Origin of the sequence: Natronomonas salinimetallica, from assembly GCF_013839515.1 — an archaeon.
Lineage (GTDB): Archaea > Halobacteriota > Halobacteria > Halobacteriales > Haloarculaceae > Natronomonas.
In genome coordinates this window covers 138,776-155,936 of sequence record NZ_JACDNQ010000003.1, presented here as the reverse complement: position 1 = coordinate 155,936, position 17,161 = coordinate 138,776, and the positions used below count along the sequence as shown (strand labels likewise).

21 protein-coding genes are annotated in these 17,161 nt (G+C 69.1%); 13 read left to right on the top strand and 8 right to left on the bottom strand.

Translation table 11 applies throughout. From position 1 onward, the window contains the following. Nucleotides 1–248 precede the first annotated feature (248 nt). The 5 genes from rimI (at nt 249) to gatD (ending at nt 3,835) form a co-directional block, all read left to right on the top strand. Nucleotides 249–713 (top strand): ribosomal protein S18-alanine N-acetyltransferase, encoded by a 465-nt coding sequence (gene rimI, locus HZR14_RS03380; protein ID WP_181691456.1) that lies wholly within the window; start codon nt 249–251, stop codon nt 711–713. A 46-nt stretch (nt 714–759) separates the two neighbouring features. Next, a complete protein-coding gene (locus tag HZR14_RS03375; RefSeq protein ID WP_181691455.1) occupies nt 760–1,374 on the top strand; it encodes a DUF5810 domain-containing protein in 615 nt (204 codons plus the stop codon). Then, nucleotides 1,361–1,891: a DUF5809 family protein gene (locus HZR14_RS03370; RefSeq protein ID WP_220132422.1), complete on the top strand. Its 531-nt coding sequence runs from the start codon at nt 1,361–1,363 to the stop codon at nt 1,889–1,891. The genes HZR14_RS03375 and HZR14_RS03370 overlap by 14 nt, the downstream gene beginning before the upstream one ends. A gap of 44 nt (nt 1,892–1,935) precedes the next feature. Beyond that, nucleotides 1,936–2,529, top strand: a complete 594-nt coding sequence (locus HZR14_RS03365; protein ID WP_181691539.1) for an NUDIX hydrolase — start codon at nt 1,936–1,938, stop codon at nt 2,527–2,529. 61 nt (nt 2,530–2,590) lie between these two features. Further along, nucleotides 2,591–3,835, top strand: coding sequence for a Glu-tRNA(Gln) amidotransferase subunit GatD (gene gatD, locus HZR14_RS03360; protein WP_181691454.1), 1,245 nt, complete (start codon nt 2,591–2,593; stop codon nt 3,833–3,835). A 162-nt stretch (nt 3,836–3,997) separates the two neighbouring features. Here gatD and HZR14_RS03355 read toward each other — a convergent pair whose 3' ends face one another. The 5 genes from HZR14_RS03355 to arcS are packed head-to-tail and all read right to left on the bottom strand — an operon-like array spanning nt 3,998 to nt 7,114. After that, entirely contained in the window at nt 3,998–4,357 is a 360-nt protein-coding gene (locus HZR14_RS03355; RefSeq protein ID WP_181691453.1) for a DUF8048 family protein, read from the bottom strand. A gap of 1 nt (nt 4,358) precedes the next feature. Continuing rightward, complete coding sequence (locus HZR14_RS03350; protein ID WP_181691538.1) at nt 4,359–4,619, bottom strand: MoaD-like domain-containing protein; 261 nt, start codon at nt 4,617–4,619, stop codon at nt 4,359–4,361. Then, entirely contained in the window at nt 4,619–4,936 is a 318-nt protein-coding gene (locus tag HZR14_RS03345) for a ubiquitin-like small modifier protein 1 (protein ID WP_181691452.1), read from the bottom strand. Before HZR14_RS03345 ends, HZR14_RS03350 begins: the two co-directional genes overlap by 1 nt. Further along, nucleotides 4,933–5,319, bottom strand: a complete 387-nt coding sequence (locus HZR14_RS03340; protein ID WP_181691451.1) for a DUF7971 family protein — start codon at nt 5,317–5,319, stop codon at nt 4,933–4,935. Before HZR14_RS03340 ends, HZR14_RS03345 begins: the two co-directional genes overlap by 4 nt. A gap of 43 nt (nt 5,320–5,362) precedes the next feature. After that, complete coding sequence (gene arcS, locus HZR14_RS03335; RefSeq protein WP_181691450.1) at nt 5,363–7,114, bottom strand: archaeosine synthase subunit alpha; 1,752 nt, start codon at nt 7,112–7,114, stop codon at nt 5,363–5,365. 228 nt (nt 7,115–7,342) lie between these two features. On the opposite strand from arcS, the gene HZR14_RS03330 reads away from it, so the two are divergent. Both HZR14_RS03330 and HZR14_RS03325 read left to right on the top strand, forming a co-directional pair. Further along, nucleotides 7,343–9,511, top strand: a complete 2,169-nt coding sequence (locus tag HZR14_RS03330; RefSeq protein WP_181691449.1) for an ATP-dependent DNA helicase — start codon at nt 7,343–7,345, stop codon at nt 9,509–9,511. A gap of 34 nt (nt 9,512–9,545) precedes the next feature. Then, nucleotides 9,546–10,253 (top strand): HNH endonuclease, encoded by a 708-nt coding sequence (locus HZR14_RS03325; protein ID WP_181691448.1) that lies wholly within the window; start codon nt 9,546–9,548, stop codon nt 10,251–10,253. An 88-nt stretch (nt 10,254–10,341) separates the two neighbouring features. On the opposite strand, the gene HZR14_RS03320 is transcribed toward HZR14_RS03325, so the two are convergent. Together HZR14_RS03320 and HZR14_RS03315 are read right to left on the bottom strand one after the other, a co-directional pair. After that, complete coding sequence (locus HZR14_RS03320; RefSeq protein ID WP_181691447.1) at nt 10,342–10,941, bottom strand: NUDIX hydrolase; 600 nt, start codon at nt 10,939–10,941, stop codon at nt 10,342–10,344. Between the two features lie 21 nt (nt 10,942–10,962). Further along, nucleotides 10,963–11,427: a DUF7109 family protein gene (locus HZR14_RS03315; protein WP_181691446.1), complete on the bottom strand. Its 465-nt coding sequence runs from the start codon at nt 11,425–11,427 to the stop codon at nt 10,963–10,965. 120 nt (nt 11,428–11,547) lie between these two features. Between HZR14_RS03315 and dcd the strand changes: the two genes are divergently transcribed. From dcd to HZR14_RS03300, 3 genes are read left to right on the top strand one after another with little or no spacing between them, the layout of a single operon-like run. Next, entirely contained in the window at nt 11,548–12,144 is a 597-nt protein-coding gene (gene dcd / locus HZR14_RS03310) for a dCTP deaminase (protein ID WP_181691445.1), read from the top strand. Next, nucleotides 12,141–13,040 (top strand): thiamine-phosphate synthase family protein, encoded by a 900-nt coding sequence (locus HZR14_RS03305; RefSeq protein WP_181691444.1) that lies wholly within the window; start codon nt 12,141–12,143, stop codon nt 13,038–13,040. The genes dcd and HZR14_RS03305 overlap by 4 nt, the downstream gene beginning before the upstream one ends. Further along, complete coding sequence (locus HZR14_RS03300) at nt 13,025–13,723, top strand: class I SAM-dependent methyltransferase (protein WP_255479153.1); 699 nt, start codon at nt 13,025–13,027, stop codon at nt 13,721–13,723. Before HZR14_RS03305 ends, HZR14_RS03300 begins: the two co-directional genes overlap by 16 nt. A 13-nt stretch (nt 13,724–13,736) precedes the next feature. Here HZR14_RS03300 and HZR14_RS03295 read toward each other — a convergent pair whose 3' ends face one another. Further along, nucleotides 13,737–14,666: a sulfide-dependent adenosine diphosphate thiazole synthase gene (locus tag HZR14_RS03295; RefSeq protein ID WP_181691443.1), complete on the bottom strand. Its 930-nt coding sequence runs from the start codon at nt 14,664–14,666 to the stop codon at nt 13,737–13,739. A 151-nt stretch (nt 14,667–14,817) separates the two neighbouring features. On the opposite strand from HZR14_RS03295, the gene HZR14_RS03290 reads away from it, so the two are divergent. The 3 genes from HZR14_RS03290 (at nt 14,818) to HZR14_RS03280 (ending at nt 17,034) form a co-directional block, all read left to right on the top strand. Next, nucleotides 14,818–15,105, top strand: coding sequence for a DUF5789 family protein (locus HZR14_RS03290; RefSeq protein WP_181691442.1), 288 nt, complete (start codon nt 14,818–14,820; stop codon nt 15,103–15,105). Nucleotides 15,106–15,283: 178 nt separating this feature from the next. Next, nucleotides 15,284–16,546, top strand: a complete 1,263-nt coding sequence (gene thiD / locus HZR14_RS03285) for a bifunctional hydroxymethylpyrimidine kinase/phosphomethylpyrimidine kinase (RefSeq protein ID WP_181691441.1) — start codon at nt 15,284–15,286, stop codon at nt 16,544–16,546. 104 nt (nt 16,547–16,650) lie between these two features. Then, nucleotides 16,651–17,034 (top strand): VOC family protein, encoded by a 384-nt coding sequence (locus HZR14_RS03280; RefSeq protein ID WP_181691440.1) that lies wholly within the window; start codon nt 16,651–16,653, stop codon nt 17,032–17,034. Nucleotides 17,035–17,161: the final 127 nt, after the last annotated feature.

Genomic DNA, 17,161 nt, shown 5'->3' with positions numbered 1-17,161 from the left:
CCCCCCCCCCCCCCCCCCCCCCCCCCCCCCCCCCCCCCCCCCCCCCCCCCCCCCCCCCCCCCCCCCCCCCCCCCCCCCCCCCCCCCCCCCCCCCCCTGCACCCAAACGGGTGCATATGATGGTTGTATTCACGCACATATGAATCTTCTGGCATCCAGTGGCGCATGTGATCACGTGACGTGGGGCGTCCCGACGTCGAGACGGCGGGTGCCGACAGGCATAAATCGCCGTCATGGGTACGCCGTAGTGTGACGAACACCGATCCACGCGCCGGGATCGAGATCCGGGAGGTCGGCCGGGCCGATCTCCTGTCGGTGTTCCGGATCGAAAAGCGCTCTTTCGACCAGCCGTGGCCCTACGCGGCCTTCGAGCGGTTTCTCGGGGGACCGGGGTTTCTGGTCGCCGAGGCCGACGACAGGATCGTCGGTTACGTCATCGCCGACACCGTCGACGGGGGCGGTACGCGGATCGGACACATAAAGGACCTCGCCGTTGCGCCCACACACCGCCAGCAGGGTATCGGCCAGAGGCTCCTCACTCGCGCGGTCGGGTCGCTCGCGGCGTCGGGCGTCCGACAGGTCAAACTCGAAGTCAGGCGGACGAACGAGACGGCGCGGGCACTGTACTCGTCGTTCGGCTTCGAGCGACACCACGTCGTCCCGGACTATTACGACGACGGCGAGGACGCCTACGTGCTGATCAAACGCCTGTGAAGGGGCGTGGCGCAGGCGTTTTGACGCTGGCGGCCCGACGTCGGGTATGGGATACGCTTGCCCCGTCTGTTCGGACCCACAGGCCGACGCGGGACATCTCGCGAACCACCTCGCGTTCACCGCGATGCTGGGCGATACCGACCACGAGGCGTGGCTCGACGACCGCGCCCCGGCGTGGGCCGAAATGGGTGAGTCCGAACTCGCCGACGTCGTCGCCGAACGGGTCGAGGAGACGGAGTTCCCGCAGCTCTTCGAGGACACCGCCGGGGGCCTCGAGGACGGTCCGAACGATCCGCCCGAGGAACGATCCGGGGCGCTGTTCGACGACATCGACGCCGGCCACGGCCACGGCGGGGGCGGTCACGCCGGCCACGACCACGGCGGCTACGGCCACAGCCACACCGAACGCGGGTCCGAAAGCGACCACGCGTCCGCCCGGGGCGGTGTCGTCGACACGTCCGGCCCGGTCGACGGGGAGACCGCAGAGGTGCTCGAGGAAGCCCGCGAGATGACCCGCCGGATGTACGGGGCCGACGGGAACGACGACGGAAACACCGACAGCGGGAACGACGACGGAAACACCGACAGCGGGAACGACGACGGAAACACCGACAACGGAAACAGCAGCGGAAACAGCAACGGAGACGATGCCGGGCGGTGACCGCGCCGACGGGGCGAAACGGAACCATGAATCCAGCGAAGCCCGAAAGCCGAGCGTGGACGACGACCCCGACGAAGCCGACGCGGAGACGCGAGGGCGCTTTACCCCCGAGTCGTGGGCGGACGCCGAAGCCCGATACGAGGCCCTCGGGACGACGGCCCAGTCCGTCGTGCGCGAGACCGCGCGGGCGATGGCGTTCGAGAAGGCGGAGTACGACGACCGGGTGACGGGTGACGTGGTCGAGACGGCCCGGCAGGCGCTCTTCGCCGAGACGCTCGCGGTCCGGGTGGCCGACAGCGAGGCGTTCGAGGCGTGGCGCGAGGCGTATCCGGGGGACGTCCGGATCGCCGGCAGCGACAGCGTCGACCGCGTGGCCTGGCACGTCTCACCCCCCGCCGAAACCGCGGTCGCCGCGACGTTCCAAAGCGAACCGGACGCGGCGGTCGGAACCGTCCGGCGGATGGCGTTCAACCGGATCTATCGGGACCGGCTCTCGCCGACGGGGGACGCGGCGTGACCGACGACGGGTCTGTCGGCGACCCCAGCGAGGGCGTCACCGGCCTGAGCCCGGCGGATCACGGGTGGCCGATCCTCGAATCGAAAACCGAGTACGAGACGGGCTGGTACGCCGGAGGGTACGACCTGGTCGAGTTGCCCGACGGGCGCACGAAACGGTACTACTGGGCGGAGTTACCGCCCGCGGTCGTCATCGTCGCCGTCGTCGAGGATCCGGCGAGCCTCGGCCTCGTGGACGCGGTCGGCGGCGGGGAGCCGACCGGACCCTCCGTGGTGATGGTCGAACAGTACCGACCGACGATCGAGCGGCTCTGTTATGAACTGCCGGCGGGGATCGTCGAGGACGGCGAGGATTACGCCGAGACGGGTGCGCGCGAACTCGAAGAGGAGGTCGGCCTCGTCCCCGAGAGGGTCGAACTCCTCGAGGAGTTCTGGTGTTCGACCGGCGTGTTGCGACACCCGCGGGGGATCGTGTGGGCCGAGGGATTCAGCCGCGGCGAGCGGAAACTCGACGGCAGCGAGTTCTTGAACGTCGTGACCGTCCCGGTCGGGGAGGCGCTCGACCTCGCGCGGACGAAGCCGGCAAACGACGCCACCATCGAGGGGCTGCTGTTGGCGCGGGCCGACGGGTATTTATAACTGCGGACGCGCCGGACCGCGAAGGGAGCCTTTCAAGTCGGACCGGCCGATACGTCGGTGTATGAACCCTGGGGACCGCGTCCGCGTCGACCGTACCGGGACCACCTACGAGGGCGTCCTGTTGCCCTCGACGACGGCGGAGGAACTCGTCGTCAAACTCGACGGCGGCTACAACGTCGGGATCGACCGGGACGACGCGAGCGCCGACGTACTGGAGCGGGATACCTACGACATCGACTCCGGCGGGGACTCGGAGGGACGGTCGGAGATCACCTTCGACGAGACCCTTCCGACCGTAGCGCTCATTTCGACGGGCGGCACCATCGCCTCGACAGTCGATTACCGGACCGGTGCGGTCACCGCCCAGTTCGACGCCGAGGACGTCCTTCGTGCCGTCCCGGAGTTGGCCGGGCGGGCGAACTACCGCGGCCGCGTCGTAGCGAACATCCTTTCGGAGAACATGACACCGACGGTGTGGACGGAACTGGCCGAGGCGGTCCACGACGAGATCGAGGCAGGAGCCGACGGCGTCGTCGTGATGCACGGCACCGACACGATGCAGTACACCGCCGCCGCGCTGTCGTTTACCCTCGATACCCCCGTCCCGGTCGTCCTGACGGGCAGCCAGCGGTCGGCAGATCGGCCCTCCTCGGACAACGTCATGAACGCGGTCTGTGCGGTCGAGGCCGCGATCGCCGACCACTCCGAGACGCTCGTCTGTATGCACGAATCCGAGTCCGACGAGGCGTGTGCGCTGCACCGCGGCACCCGCGTCCGGAAGAACCACACGTCCAGACGCGACGCCTTCGAGACCGTCGGTGCGGAGCCGATCGGGCGCGTCGAATGGGCGACCGGCGACGTCTTCTTCGGCCGGCCGGTCCGAGCGCGCGACGAGGACGCCCTCCGTCTCACCCCGGAACTCGACACCGACGTCGAACTGCGCACGTTCGTCCCCGGAACCGATCCCGCGGTCCTCGACACCGTCGAGGGGGCCTCGGGGCTCGTCATCGAGGGGACCGGGCTGGGCCACGTCAACACCGAGTGGATCGGCCGGATCGGCGACCTGGTCGACGACGGTACGACGGTCGTGATGACGAGTCAGTGTATCGAGGGACGGGTCTGTGATCGCGTCTACGACACCGGTCGCGACCTCCTCGACGCCGGCGTCGTCGAGGCGGGCGATACGCTGCCGGAGACCGCCTACGTCAAGCTGATGTGGGCGCTCGAAAACGTCGAAAGCGTCGAGGAAACGATGCGTCGGCCGATCGCCGGGGAGCTACAGGAGCGGTCGGTCCCCTGGACCTGATGGCCGGAGGACGCGGCTCGGACACCGGCGACACGGACGGGGGCGGCGAGACTGGCGGTTCCGCCGAGGCGCTCCGCGTCGGCGCGTGGGCACTCGCCGAGGCACTCCGGTCGCTCGGGGCTACCGGGAGCGCCCGTAGCGCGGACGGGGAATCGAGGGTCGCTACGCCGATCCGATCACGACGACTTCGCGGACGTCGAGGGCCGTCTCGAACTCCGTACGACGGCCGAGATCGCCGCCGAGTTGTTTGAGGTGCTCGCCGTGGGCGCGGCGCAGCGCCTCCCACTCGCGGCGCTCGAGGTCGAACGCCTCGCCAAGGTCGGCCCAGTGTCCCTCCTCGACGAGAAAGACCGCCGCCTCCCCGTCCTCGTGGATGCACTCGTAGCCGCGCTCGTAGCGGTCGCGGCGCGAGTCGAGCAGTTCTTGGGCCCGGCCGACGAGATCCGGCAGGAGTTCGCCGGAAACGGAGGCTTTCGCCGCCGCGAGGACGACTGCGTTGCCGTCGAGTGGGCCGTCGGACACGCTACCCACCGGCGCGCATGGCCTTCTGGGCGAAGCGCTCGATGGTGGGTCGGAGCGTGTCCGCTTCGCCCTCGAAGCGGATCTCGACCTCGTTGAGCGTGATCGACCCCATCGGGTTCACCTTCCGCTCGGAGAGTTCCGCGGACCAGTCGTCGGCCTCGATCCGGTCGCCGGCCTCGTCGATCCGCTCGCCGCCGAGGGTTTCGAGATACTGGGCGGCGAGGCGTTTCGAGATCCCGCGGAACTCGCGTGTCTCCTCCATCATCCACCCGCGACCGGCGGAAAGACACTCAGCGTATCGCCGTCGCCCATCGGGGTGTCGGCCCCGTCGATGTGGACCACCTCCCGGCCGTTCTTCAGGACGCTCAACTGCGGTTTGATATCGCCCGCGTCGTCGAGGATATCGCCCGCGAGTTCGGGAAACTCCGACTCGAGCGCCGCGAGGACGTCGCCGACCGTCGTCCCGGCCTCGAACTCGCGTTCCAGTACCTTCTGGCCGACGGCCGCCCGGAACGTGGCGAAAAACCGGAGTTCGAGGGAGAGCCGATCGCCGTCGTCTTCGGCGCGTGCGTCGCTCATAGGTCCGAGAGCCTGATTCCGTCCTCGACGAGGCGGGCGTTGCGTTCTCGATCGAGTTGTGCGGCGAGCCACTCGTGGTCGTACAGTTGCTCTATGAGGTCCGCATAGAGGTTCCGCCACGCGATGGCGAAAATGGGCGATTGCCCCCACGCCCGGAGTTCGGGTACGAACGCGTGGAACCGTTCGATTCGGTCCTCGAAGTGTTCGATGATATCGAGGATCCGGGCGGCAGCCTCGCCGTCGTCGTCGGTCGCCCGTATGGCACCGTCGACCCGCGCGTTGTACCCCTCGACGGCGCGTTGCATGTCCTGTTTCGCGCCCGCGTCGTCCTCGGGCAGCGAATCGAGGAGGGGCTTCGGAACGCCGAGTTGGATCTCGTCCATACCGCGTAGTGGCGCGCCATGAATAAAAAGATGGCCAGGAGTGTCAGCGCTCCGCACAGTGTCGGACGTCGACCGCGACGCCGCGTGAGCCCTCCGCCATCGCCCGGCCGTGAGAGGCCGCTCGGCCGACGCCGAACGCCTTCGGCCCCTCGAAGACGACCTCGTCGCCGGGGCGGATCGACTCGTCGGCTCCGGTCACGCCGGGGGCGAGGACGCTCCCGCTCGGAACGAAGCCGTCGATGTCGACGCGTTTGGTCGGGGCGTCGCTGTCGATCCACGCCCGCGCGCCGGCCAGCGTCAACGAGAGCGTGCCGTACTGGGGAACCATCGTCGCCAGATGGTCGCCGTCGCCGTTTCGGACCCGCAGTTTGGGGTAGATCCCCTCGGTCGTTGCGTCGGGGCCGAACACCGCGTCACCGGCACCGTCGCCGAACTGGAAATCGGCGATCGCCCGCACCGTCGCCGACTCGCGTTCGCGCTTGTAATAGCTCGGTTCGCCCCCGAGGGCGTCCTCGAGGGCGGCGAGGGACTCGTCTGTCGTCGGGTGGTCCGAAACGGTGTACTCGAAGTCGATCCCGAGCGACGCCTCGACGCGCTCGCAGATCTCGCGGTACTCCGTCGGGACGTGCGCGATGTGGCGGTCGTAGTCGGCGCGTTCGAGGTAGCGTTCGAGGACGGCGGCGACGAACCCGATTTCGGTCTCGGTCCACTCGCCGGTAACGACGCTATCGTAGTGTTGGGCTGGATACGTCGTCTCGAGTTCGTTCGGGACGACGCCGATCGGCGACGTCATCGAGACGATGTGGCCCCGATAGCCGATCGCGCGGGTGAACTGCTCGTGGCTTTGGGAGTCGCTGTAGGGTTTCCGCGCCGAACACGGCACCAACACGAGCGGCGCGTCGAGGCGGCGGCGATACCGGTTCGTCACCCGTTCGGCGAAGCGCTGGATCTCCGGTCTGCGGAGGGTGTCGTCCGTCGTCGCCAGCAGTTCGTTGCGCCGGAAGACGGGCGTTCGCTCCTCGAGGTAGCCGTACTGCTGGTCGAGGCGGCGGAACGTCGCCGTCAGCCACGCCTCGTGGCGGGCCTGCCCCTCGACGTAATCGCGGAGGCGGCCCTGCCCGATCCGGCCCCGAACGCGGGCGAGTTCGGCGGCGAGCGCGTTGGCGTTGTGTTCGGCGCAGTCCGTCCGATCGAACGCCTCGATCGGGGTGCGACAGGCCGGGCAGGGACACGGCCGCTCCCCGAGATCCTCGAGGAACGCCTCGCCGTCGGTCGTGAGATAAAACCCCTCCAGCCCCCTCGCCCTGGCGCGTTTCTCGTCGAAGAGGTCGACACCCGCGTACGCGAGTGTGGCGACGTTCGCCGGCGTCGCGGCCGCGGGGCAATAGAGGGCGGTGTCGTCGGGGACCGCCGCCCGAACCGACAACAGCGCCCCGACGAACGCCTCGGCGTGGCCCACGTAGCCGCCGGCGTTCGAGAGGACGTACGCGTCGGCCCCGTAGTCGTCGGCCGTCGTCGGTGAGACGACCGCGGCGCTCGGGAACGCGACGTCCGGATACTCGTCCGTGAACGCGTCCTCGACGGGCCGTTCGGTTCCCGGTGGGAGCGCCCGGTGCGGAAGGACAGTCAGGCTGGCGTCGTCGCCCTCGGGTACGGACTGCTCGGCGTGCCAGCGGCTCCCGCCGTCCTCGAGGACGTCGTCGACGAGGGCGGGCGTCGGAACCGGCTCCGTGAGCCGCAGTTCCCCCCGGCGGGCCGCGCCGTCGCGGCCGTGAACCTCGAAATACTCGGTCATACCCGTCCGTCCTCGCCGGGGCGGTAACTGTCCGTCGGTTCCGGTTGCGGGGGGACCGGATCCGCGTATTTCGACGGGGTCTGGGGCGGGGCGATACCGGACGTGTCCGAACGGCCGGGACCGTAGAGGAGAGGCCGGGACCGTAGAGGAGAGGCCGGGACCGTAGAGGAGAGGCCGTAGCCGCCAGACCGCCGAACCCTTTTATCCGAAAGCGACCAACGTATTCCCGTGTCGACATCGGACGATCACCGGCGGTATTTTCCCTACGAGGAGCCCTACGACCACCAGGTCGACGCGATGGGGCGGATTCGGGAGGCCCTCGTCGAGGAACGGGACGTGCTCTTCGAGGGGGGCTGTGGCACCGGAAAGACGCTCGCATCGCTGGTGCCGGCACTGGAGTACGGCCGGGCGGCGGGCAAGACCGTCGTTATCACCACGAACGTCCACCAACAGATGCGGCAGTTCATCGAGGAGGCCCGCGCGATCGCCGAGGCCGAACCGATCAGGGCCGTCGTCTTCCGCGGAAAGGCCTCGATGTGTCACATCGACGTCGGCTACGAGGAGTGTCAGGCGCTTCGGGACACGACCCGAGAGCTAGTGGACAAAGAGCGCGATATCGCCGAACTCGAACAGCGCGAGGACGAACTGCTCGAGGCGAGCAAGGCGGGCAACGGGGAGGCCGCCGGCGCTCGCGGGACGGTACTGGAAGAACTGGAGGACCTCGAAGCCGGTGCCGAGGCCATCCGCGAGGGGGAGAACGTCTGTGAGCGCTACTACAACAACCTCACCGCCGACACCGACGCGTTCTACGGGTGGCTCTACGAGGACGTCCGGACCCCCGACGAGATCTACGAGTACGCCCACGAGCGGGACCGCTGTGGATACGAACTGCTGAAGGAGGGAATGGAGGGGGTCGATCTCGTGATCTGTAACTACCACCACCTGCTCGATCCGATGATCCGAGAGCAGTTCTTCCGGTGGATCGGTCGCGATCCGGAGGACGTCGTCGTCATCTTCGATGAGGCCCACAACATCGCCGACGCGGCCCGCGATCACGCGACGCGGACGCTCGCCGAACGGACTCTCGACGGCGCGCTCGACGAACTCGAGGGCGTCGAGGACGCCCGGGCGGCGGCGGCGGCGAACGTCGTCGGGGCGTTCCGCGACGCGCTCGTCGAGACCTACGAGGGCTCCTTCGGGTTCGGCGAGCGCGAGGCCGTCGACGAGGAGTGGACCGACGTGGCGATCGACAACGAGACCGGGCGGGACGACCTCTCGGTCGCTTTCTTGCGGACCTACACGGGGCAGGGCTTCGCCGCGGACCTGGAGGAAGCGCTCGCGCTCGGCGAGGAACTCGACCGGCGCTACGAGCGGGCCTACAAGGAAGGCGAGACGACGTCCCGAAAGGAGTGTCCGACGCTGACTGCGGCGGGGTTTATCGAACGCTGGATGGAGTCGGGCGTCGAAGCCGGGCAGTATCCGGTCGCGGGCGTCCGGCGGAGCGAAACCGGCGTCGTCGGACGGGCGGAGCTATACACCTGCCTGCCGAGACAGGTCACCGAACCGCTGTTCGAGGAGCTCCACGGGACGATCCTGATGAGCGCGACGCTTCGTCCCTTCGACGTCACGGAGGACGTGTTGGGTCTCGAAGATCCCCTCACGATGGCCTACGGCGAACAGTTCCCCGAGTCGCGGCGGCGCACCTACGCCGTCGAGACGCCCGCGCTGTTTGCGAGCCAGCGCGACGACCCCGACGTCCAGCGGTCGGTCGGCGACGTCGTCGAGGACGCGGTCCGGTTCACCCCCGGAAACACGCTGGCGTTCTTCCCGAGCTACGCGGAGGCCGAACGGTACTACCACCGGTTTTCGGGCGAATCGACGCCGTTTCTCGACGAGCCGGGGACGCGTGCGGAGGACCTCCGCCAGGAGTTCGTCGCGGCCGAGGACGCGGTGTTGTTCACCTCGCTTTGGGGAACGCTCGCGGAGGGCGTCAGCTTCGACGACGACGACGCGCGCAGCGTGGTCGTCGTCGGGGTGCCGTATCCGCACCTCGACGACCGGATCGAGGCGGTCCAGCGGGCCTACGAGGGCGCGTTCGGGGACGGCGAGGGGGACGCCGGCTGGCGCTACGCCGTCGAGATCCCGACCGTCCGAAAGACCCGGCAGGCGCTCGGGCGAGTCGTCCGCGCCCCCGAGGACTTCGGCGTCCGCGTACTCGTCGACGAACGCTATACCGGATCGAAGCGCGCCGAGTTGGGCGAATACAGCGTCTACCCGAGTTTCCCGCCCGAGGAGCGCAGCGAACACATCGACGTCGCCCCGGAGAAACTGAAGTTCGCGATGTTGAACTTCTACGGGGACATGGACGCCTGGAACGAAGAGCAGCCCAGTCCGTGAGCATCGATTCCGAACCGCGAGCCGAAACACGACCATGGATTTCGACCCACGAGCCGAAACACGAGACACGCGCGACGGAAGCGGCCCCCGGTGGGACGTCATCCGAAGCGACGTCCTAGAGCGCGACGGCTACACCTGCCAGCGCTGTGGCTACGAACGGCGGGGGCGGAGCCCGGATCGGGACCTCGAAGTACACAATACCGCGGCGCTCGACTCCCCGTCGCTCGGCGAACTCGACCGCCTCGTGACGCTGTGTCGGCCCTGCCATGCGACGCTGCACGGCGACGATCCGGCGTACGGCGATCTCGGCGACGACGCGCCGATGTTTCCGCGACCCGACGCGCCGCCGACGGTGGCGACGATGCGCTCGGAACGACAACACGTCTGCGAGCGGTGTCAACTGGTGGCCGACGACGCCTCCGAACTGGCCGCATACACCGCGGCCGAACGTCCGTACGTCCTGTGTAAGCCCTGTGCCGGCGCGTTGCTCGAGGCCGGCTACGACCCCGACGCCTTCGAGACTGCCGGCGCGCTCGACGTCGACGCGCTGCGGGCACGCGCGTCCGGCGCGCCGGTCCGCCCGTCGCTTCTGGCGTCGGGGCCGGTACGGGCGACGCGCCCGCCCCGGACGGCGACCGAACGGTTCGTCCACGATACCCCGATCCGGTACGCCGCCAACCCGATCGGTGTCACCGTACTGTTCATGATCCTGGGCGTGCTCGCGTCGTTGTATCTGTTCTGAGCGCTCCCAGGCAACGGTCCCCGGCGCGGCCCCAGCCGAATCAACCACGGCTTCGGGATCGGCCCACGACGGCGTCCGGCGGTCGGTATCAGACGGGATACTCCGCGTCGGGGTCGACGACCCGGTCCGGCTCCGGCGGCATCCGCCACTCCGTCGCGAGTTCGAGAAACTGTGCCAACATCCGGCCGGTCGCTCCCCAGACGGTGTAGCCGCCGACCCGGAAGTAGTGGATGCGGATGTCGCCGTAGTAGGGGTGGTCGCGGCGTTCCGATTCGTAGTTGTCGCGGTCCGTGAGTTCGGCGATCGGCAGGACGGCGATCTCCGCGACCTCGCCCTCGTTGGGGACGTACTCCCGGTCCGGGATCCGTGCGACGAAGGGCCGAACCGAGTAGTTCGAGACCGTCGGGATGTCGTCGAGCCGTCCCACGATCCCGGCGGCGGCGGGGTCGAGGCCGACCTCCTCGAACGCCTCGCGTCTGGCCGTGGCTTCGAGGGTCTCGTCCTCCGGTTCGCGCCCCCCGCCGGGGAAGCTCATCTGGCCGGGGTGTTCACCGAGGTGGTCGGCGCGTTTCGTGAAAAGCAGGGAAGCACCGTCGGACCGTGAAATGACCGGGACGAGGACCGCGGCCTCTCGGTCGCCGTCGACTGCTTCGGCCGGCTCGTGGGCGTCGATCCGCTCCCAGTCCATGCTCGCGGTAGGTACTCGATGCTAATAGTTCGTCCCATCGTTCCTGACGGCGTCGAGTCGATCTCTGATCCCCGCCAGATCCCGGCCGCCCCAGGCCTCGATGTCGTAGCTGACGTCGACGAGTTCGACTGCGCGGGCCGCGTCCTCGCGGTCCGCCGCCCGGACGGCCGCTTCCCGAAACCGCGAGACGGCAGCGGCCGCGATCGGCTCCCGGTCGACCGATCGGCCGTCCGTCCCGAGGATGTGTGGGAGGTCCTCCGCGCCGTCGGGCACCGTCGGGAACGCCGTCGGTCCCGGGGCGAGCAGCCGTTTGCCGTCGCGGTCGATCCCGACGAGCGCGAACGCCGTGAGCGCTTCGTCGACGGCGTCCTCCGGAGGCTCCTCACCGCGCCGGTAGGCGAGTTCCGAGAGCGCCGTCTCGAGTTCCGACCGCGTCAGCGCGCCGAAGAGATCGACGATTCCGGCCACGTCGTCGGGAGTGAACATGCGTTGGTCGTCTCTCGTCGGCCGACGACCCTGAACGTTGTGGCGCGGACGGGGGGAGACGGAGTCCCCACCGACGGTCCGACCGTTCGGTTTTAACCGCTCGGCGTCCCCAGTCGGTGTATGATCCTCTCGGATACCGACATCCGGCGGCGGTTGACCGACGGCGACCTCGTCGTCGAACCGCTTGCCGACCCGGAGTTACAGATCCAGCCGGCGAGCATCGACCTCCGCCTCGGCCGGGAGTTCTTGGAGTTCCAACGAACCAACATCCCGTGTATTCACCCGAACAGCGAACAGGAGGTCGACGAGTACGTCGAGGAGACCCACGTCGATGAGGGCGAGGAGTTCATCCTCCACCCCGGCGACTTCGTCCTCGGGACGACGAAAGAGCGCGTCGAGATGCCCGATGACCTGCTCGGAACGGTCCAGGGCCGGTCCTCGCTCGGCCGGCTCGCGGTCGTCATCCACGCGACCGCCGGCATCGTCGATCCGGGCTACCGCGGGCAGATCACCCTCGAGTTGTCGAATCTCGGGACCGCCCCCGTGGCGCTCCAGCCCGATATGCGGATCTCGCAGGTGATCTTCACCGAACTCAAGACGGCTGCCTCGGAGCCCTACGGCAGCGATCGGGGCTCGAAGTACCAAGATCAAACCGGGCCGCAGGCCTCGCGCATCCAGTCGGACGAGGAGTTCGGCGGGGCGCAACTGGAGCGATGAGGTTCATAGAGGAGATCGTCGTCGAGGAGTTCCTGCCGACGTTCCGGACGATGCTTGCGGGGGAACTCCGCGAGCGGGGCCGCACCCAAAGCGAGGTCGCGGAGCTCTTAGGAATCAGCCAGAGCGCGGTGTCGAAGTACGCCCACGGCGAGGTGGAAACGAACGACGAGATCGCGACCGACGACGGCGTCGTGGAGTTGGTCGAACGGCTCGGTGAGGGGCTCACAAGCGGGGAGGTGACGCGCGCGCAGGCGCTCGTCGAGGCCGAGGTATTGATCAGGCAACTCGAACACGGCGGCGTCCTTTCGCGGCTCCACGAGGCGGCGTACCCGCCGATCGCCGACTACGAGGGTCCGCTCGACGTCCACGACCCCGAGGGGGAGTTCCGGATGACGGAACGGGTCCGCTCGTCGGTTCGCCGCGGCGTTCGGGCGCTCGAGAACACGAGCGGGTTCGCCACCCACATCCCGGCGGTCGGCTCGAACCTCGTCGAGGCCCTCCCGGAGGCGACGACGATCGACGGCGTCGCGGGCGTACCGGGGCGGATCCTCGATATCAAGGGGCGGGCGACCGTCCCGGGGGATCCCGAGTTCGGCGTCTCCGAACACGTCGCCTCGCTGTTGCTCGCGGCCCGGGGGGCCGGCTCGGAGGCCCGTGCCGCGCTCAACGTTCGATACGATCCCGAGACGGTCGAGGCCCTGGAGGCGGCCGGTTACACGACGGCGGCGTTCGACGCCGAGGCCGACGTCGAGGCGGCCGTCGCCGAGGCCGTCGACGAGACACCCGAGGCCGACGTACTGTATCAGACCGGCGGGTTCGGGATCGAGCCGGTCTGTTACGTGCTCGGCCCCGACGCCCCGGCCGTCGTCGAGGCCGTCCGATGCGTCACTCGATGACCGACGTCGGCGACGTCACCGGGTTCTACGGCCGACGAGCGGCCCTCTACGATCGGATCGCGACCGCGCCGGGGATCGAACGGTGGCGACGCGCCGCCGCGCGACGAACCGCGTCGGCGGGCGACACCGTCGTCGAGATGGGATGTGGAACCGGGGCGAACCTGCCGTACCTCCGCGAGCGCGTCGGATCCACGGGCCGCGTCGTCGGGATCGATCTGACCGGGCCGCTGCTCGATCGGGGCCGCGAGCGCGCGGCGGGGTGTGCGAACGTCTCCGTCGTCCGGGGCGATGCGACCGCCCCGCCGGTCGCGGAGGCGGACGCGGTCCTCGCGACGTTCGTCTGTGGGCTCCTCGAGGACCCGGGGGGCGTCGTCGATCGGTGGTGTGACCTCGTCGGCCCGGGCGGCCGCGTCGTACTCCTCGATGCGAGCGCGAGCGACGATCCGCGGGGACGGCTGCTCAATCCCTTCTTTAGGGCGTTCGTCGCCGCCGGGGCTCCCACGGGCGGCCTCCGGGACGTGCTCTGTGCGCCGTTCGGCGGCGTCAGCGGGGCGCTTTCGCGCCGCGTCGGGGCGGCACGGGCGACGCTGACCGATCGGACGGCCGAGCGCCGCTACGGCGAGTTCGGACTCGGGTTCGTCGGCCTGACGGCCGGAACGGTTCGGGACGGCGCGATCGACTGATTTACAGTCCGTCTCAGTCGTCGGCGGGTTCGGGACGGGCGGTCATCTCGACGTCGGGTCCGTCGACGCCGAGTTCGTCCATCGCGGCCTGGGCGGCGCGTTTGCCCGACAATAACATGGCGCCGAACGTCGGCCCCATCCGCGGGAGGCCGTGGGTCGTCGCCGTCGCCATCCCGGTCGCGATGAGGCCGTCGTGGACCACGCCGGTGTGTTCGACGACCGCGTCCTCGCTTTCGGCGACCCACATCGAGTCGTGGCCGGGCGAGTCGTGGCCGGGCGCGCCGTACTGGCCGTCGGCGGTGTTGTCCATTCCGGTGTTGTGTTCGTCTGCGTGTTCGATGCCAGGGGCCTCGAGGACGCCGCGCTCTTGGAGTTTCGAGACGGCGACGGCGTCGTGGCCGGTGGCGTCGATGACGAGGTCGGCCTCGACGGCGATCGGGTCGACGCAAGTAATCTCCCGCGGCAGCGCGTGGACGGGCGTCCAGTTCATCACGATGCCGCCGACGCGGTGATCCTCGCGGATGACGATGTCGGTGAACTCGGTCATGTTCTGCATCTTCGCGCCGGCGTCGCACGCGGCCTTGATCAGCCCCGAACAGGCTTCGGGACCGTTCGCGACGTAGAGGCCCTCGGCCTCGTCCGTGTCGGTATAATCGACGTCGAGTTCATCCAGGACGCTCTGGGCTGGGTCGCGGACGGTCACCTTGTTCATCAGGAAGCCGCCGAGCCAAAAGCCCCCGCCGAGGTAGTTGTTCTTTTCGACGACCATCGTCTTCACGCCGCGCTCGGAGAGCTCTTTCGCCGCGACGAGCCCCGAGGGGCCGCCACCGACGATGATCACGTCGGAGTCCGTAAAGTCCATGAACTCCTCGGTCCACTGGCTGCCGATCGCGCGTGTTACCTCCGCTTCGCCGACGTCGCTGAATTCGCTAAACTGAGTCATACAACCCAGTGGTATCTCGCGGGGATACTAATAACCCCCGGTCGGGGCGGGTTCGGCCGCAGAACGGGGACGCGGGCCGGGAGGAAACAGACGGCGACAGCGACCGCCCCCTTCCGTAAGGGTTAGAACACCGCGCGCGGAAGGCGACCCTATGAGCGACACTGACGAGGAGGAGGGGCCGGCCGTCCCGCTCGGTGAGGGCGATCCCGTCGAGGGCGCACCGGTCGCGCGGGTGGCATCGCGGCTTCACTACGCCATCGGAAAGAACGACGTCGTCCGCCGGGAGGGCGACACCGTCATCCGGACCCCCGAAGGCCCCCGCGAACTCGCGTCGGTACTGGAGGAGACCGACGAGGTATACTTCGATACCAGACGTGCCTTCGAGAACGCCGTCCGGGAGGTGATCGGCACCGGGCCGATCCCGACCGAGGAGGCGTAACGCCGGCGTCCCGACGGCTCGTACAACACCGAGACTGCCGGACGTGTCAGACGTATCGGTACAACACCGAGACTGCCGGACGTGTCAGACGTATCGGTACAACACCGAGACTGCCGGACGTGTCAGACGTATCGGGTGTACCACTACCGGTTTGTATGTTCCGGGTATACCCCCGCATATGACGAACGCACGCGCTCCCGCGCCGACGGAGAAGCCGGTCGTGTTGACGATCGCCGGCAGCGACTCCGGCGGCGGCGCCGGAATCCAAGCCGACCTGAAGACGATCGAGGCGACCGACGGGTTCGGCGTCTCCGCGATAACCGCCGTCACCGCCCAGAACACGACCGGCGTCGAATCGAGCCACGTCCTCCCGATCGAGGAGATCACAGCACAGATCGATGCCGTCCGCGCCGACTTCGACGTACGGGCAGTCAAGACCGGGATGTTGGCCACCGCCGAGGTGGTCGGGACGGTCGCCGACTACGCCGCGGCGTTCGAAGCGCCCGTCGTCGTCGACCCCGTGATGGTCGCCACGAGCGGGGATCGGCTGTTGACCGAGGCCGCCGAGGCGGCCTACGAGGACCTCATCGCCGAGGCGGCGCTCGTGACCCCGAACGCCGACGAGGCGGCCGTGCTGACGGGCATCGAGCCGAGCGACGAGACGAGTGCACGCGAGGCGGGGCGGAAGCTGTGCTCTCTGGGTCCCGACGCCGCGCTGATAAAGGGCGGGCACGTTCCGGGCGCGTCGGTGCTCGACGTGCTCGTCACCCCCGACGGCAGCGAGACGATGCGACACCCGCGGATCGAGACCGAGGCGACGCACGGCTCCGGCTGTACGCTCTCGGCGGCGATCGCCGCCCGGCTCGCGCGGGGAGCGTCGATCGAGGACGCCGTCGAGCGCAGCGTCTCGTTCATGGAGCGGGCGGTTCGGTACCACCACGCCGCCGGCGAGGGGGCGGGAGCCGTCCACCACCTCGTCGACCTGCGGAACGACGCCGGTCGGGGCGGAGCGATCGAGGCCGTCCAGGGGGCCTTCGATCGGCTCGCGCGGACCGGGGGCGACGGGGACGGCCCGAACGAAGACCGGACGCCCGCGGACGTGGTCGAGAACGTCGCCGTCGCGACACCCTACGCCGAGACGGTCGACGACGTCGCGGCGGTCGAAGGCGGGTGGCCGCCGTCGCGGGAGGGTTCGGCCGCCGGCGGGTGGGTCCGGTTCGGCGCGGACCCGGCGCTCGGGAGGGCGGTACTCGGGGGACGCGAACGTCGGCCCGAACTCCGTGTCGGCATCGAGTGTCGGCCCGACGCCGGCATCGACGCCGCGCTCGACGCGTCGGCGGGGGTCGTCACCGACGGTCCGGGCGAACGCATCGTCGTCCTCTCGGAGACCGTCGACGCCGCGCTCGACGCGGTCGAGACCGCCGTGAACCGCTCCACGTAAGCGGCCGCCGTGAACCGCCCCGCGTGAGCGGCCGCCGGCGATTCACCGAAAGGAAGGGACGGGTGAGCACAAGTGGTTTATGAACGTCCGTACGTTGGTGGGATATGGAACTCGAACGGTTCTTTCACGTCGCGATCAAGACCGACGACATCGAAGCCAGTACCGCCTTCTATCGGGACGTCCTCGGCGGCGAAGTGCTTGAGTCGGGCGACGCCGGCGGCGGCTCGGAGTACGTCGCGCTCTCGGTCGCCGACAAGCGGATCTACTGTTTCGAACGGCCGCCCTACGAGATCAACGGCCTCGTCGAGGACCTCCCGACGGGCATCCTCCATTTCGGGTTCGTCGTCCCCGACGTCGACAGCGCGGTCGCGGAGCTCGAATCGGTCGGGACGGAGTTGCTCATGCCGCCGGAGACGTTCGGCGATCTCAAGATCGCGTTCGTCTACGGGCCGGACGGGGAGTTGCTCGAGTTGCTCGAGGAGCTGTGAGCCGGCCGTGGCCGTCGCGGCGGGCGGATCGTCGATAAGCACCCACGCGAGAGACGGGCCGTCGCCTCCACGCGCGGACGATCCATCGGCCTCGATCCGTCACGACCGCCCCGATCCGTCACGACCG

Coding starts and splice junctions, on each gene's coding strand:
- HZR14_RS03375 (WP_181691455.1), top strand. CDS start 760: ATGGGATACGCTTGCCCCGTCTGTTCGGACCCACAGGCCGACGCGGGA.
- HZR14_RS03350 (WP_181691538.1), bottom strand. CDS start 4,619: ATGGAGGAGACACGCGAGTTCCGCGGGATCTCGAAACGCCTCGCCGCC.
- arcS (WP_181691450.1), bottom strand. CDS start 7,114: ATGACCGAGTATTTCGAGGTTCACGGCCGCGACGGCGCGGCCCGCCGG.
- HZR14_RS03320 (WP_181691447.1), bottom strand. CDS start 10,941: ATGGACTGGGAGCGGATCGACGCCCACGAGCCGGCCGAAGCAGTCGAC.
- thiD (WP_181691441.1), top strand. CDS start 15,284: ATGACGAACGCACGCGCTCCCGCGCCGACGGAGAAGCCGGTCGTGTTG.
- HZR14_RS03325 (WP_181691448.1), top strand. CDS start 9,546: ATGGATTTCGACCCACGAGCCGAAACACGAGACACGCGCGACGGAAGC.
- gatD (WP_181691454.1), top strand. CDS start 2,591: ATGAACCCTGGGGACCGCGTCCGCGTCGACCGTACCGGGACCACCTAC.
- HZR14_RS03280 (WP_181691440.1), top strand. CDS start 16,651: ATGGAACTCGAACGGTTCTTTCACGTCGCGATCAAGACCGACGACATC.
- HZR14_RS03290 (WP_181691442.1), top strand. CDS start 14,818: ATGAGCGACACTGACGAGGAGGAGGGGCCGGCCGTCCCGCTCGGTGAG.
- HZR14_RS03340 (WP_181691451.1), bottom strand. CDS start 5,319: ATGGACGAGATCCAACTCGGCGTTCCGAAGCCCCTCCTCGATTCGCTG.
- HZR14_RS03345 (WP_181691452.1), bottom strand. CDS start 4,936: ATGAGCGACGCACGCGCCGAAGACGACGGCGATCGGCTCTCCCTCGAA.
- HZR14_RS03295 (WP_181691443.1), bottom strand. CDS start 14,666: ATGACTCAGTTTAGCGAATTCAGCGACGTCGGCGAAGCGGAGGTAACA.
- dcd (WP_181691445.1), top strand. CDS start 11,548: ATGATCCTCTCGGATACCGACATCCGGCGGCGGTTGACCGACGGCGAC.
- HZR14_RS03370 (WP_220132422.1), top strand. CDS start 1,361: ATGCCGGGCGGTGACCGCGCCGACGGGGCGAAACGGAACCATGAATCC.
- HZR14_RS03305 (WP_181691444.1), top strand. CDS start 12,141: ATGAGGTTCATAGAGGAGATCGTCGTCGAGGAGTTCCTGCCGACGTTC.
- HZR14_RS03300 (WP_255479153.1), top strand. CDS start 13,025: ATGCGTCACTCGATGACCGACGTCGGCGACGTCACCGGGTTCTACGGC.
- HZR14_RS03315 (WP_181691446.1), bottom strand. CDS start 11,427: ATGTTCACTCCCGACGACGTGGCCGGAATCGTCGATCTCTTCGGCGCG.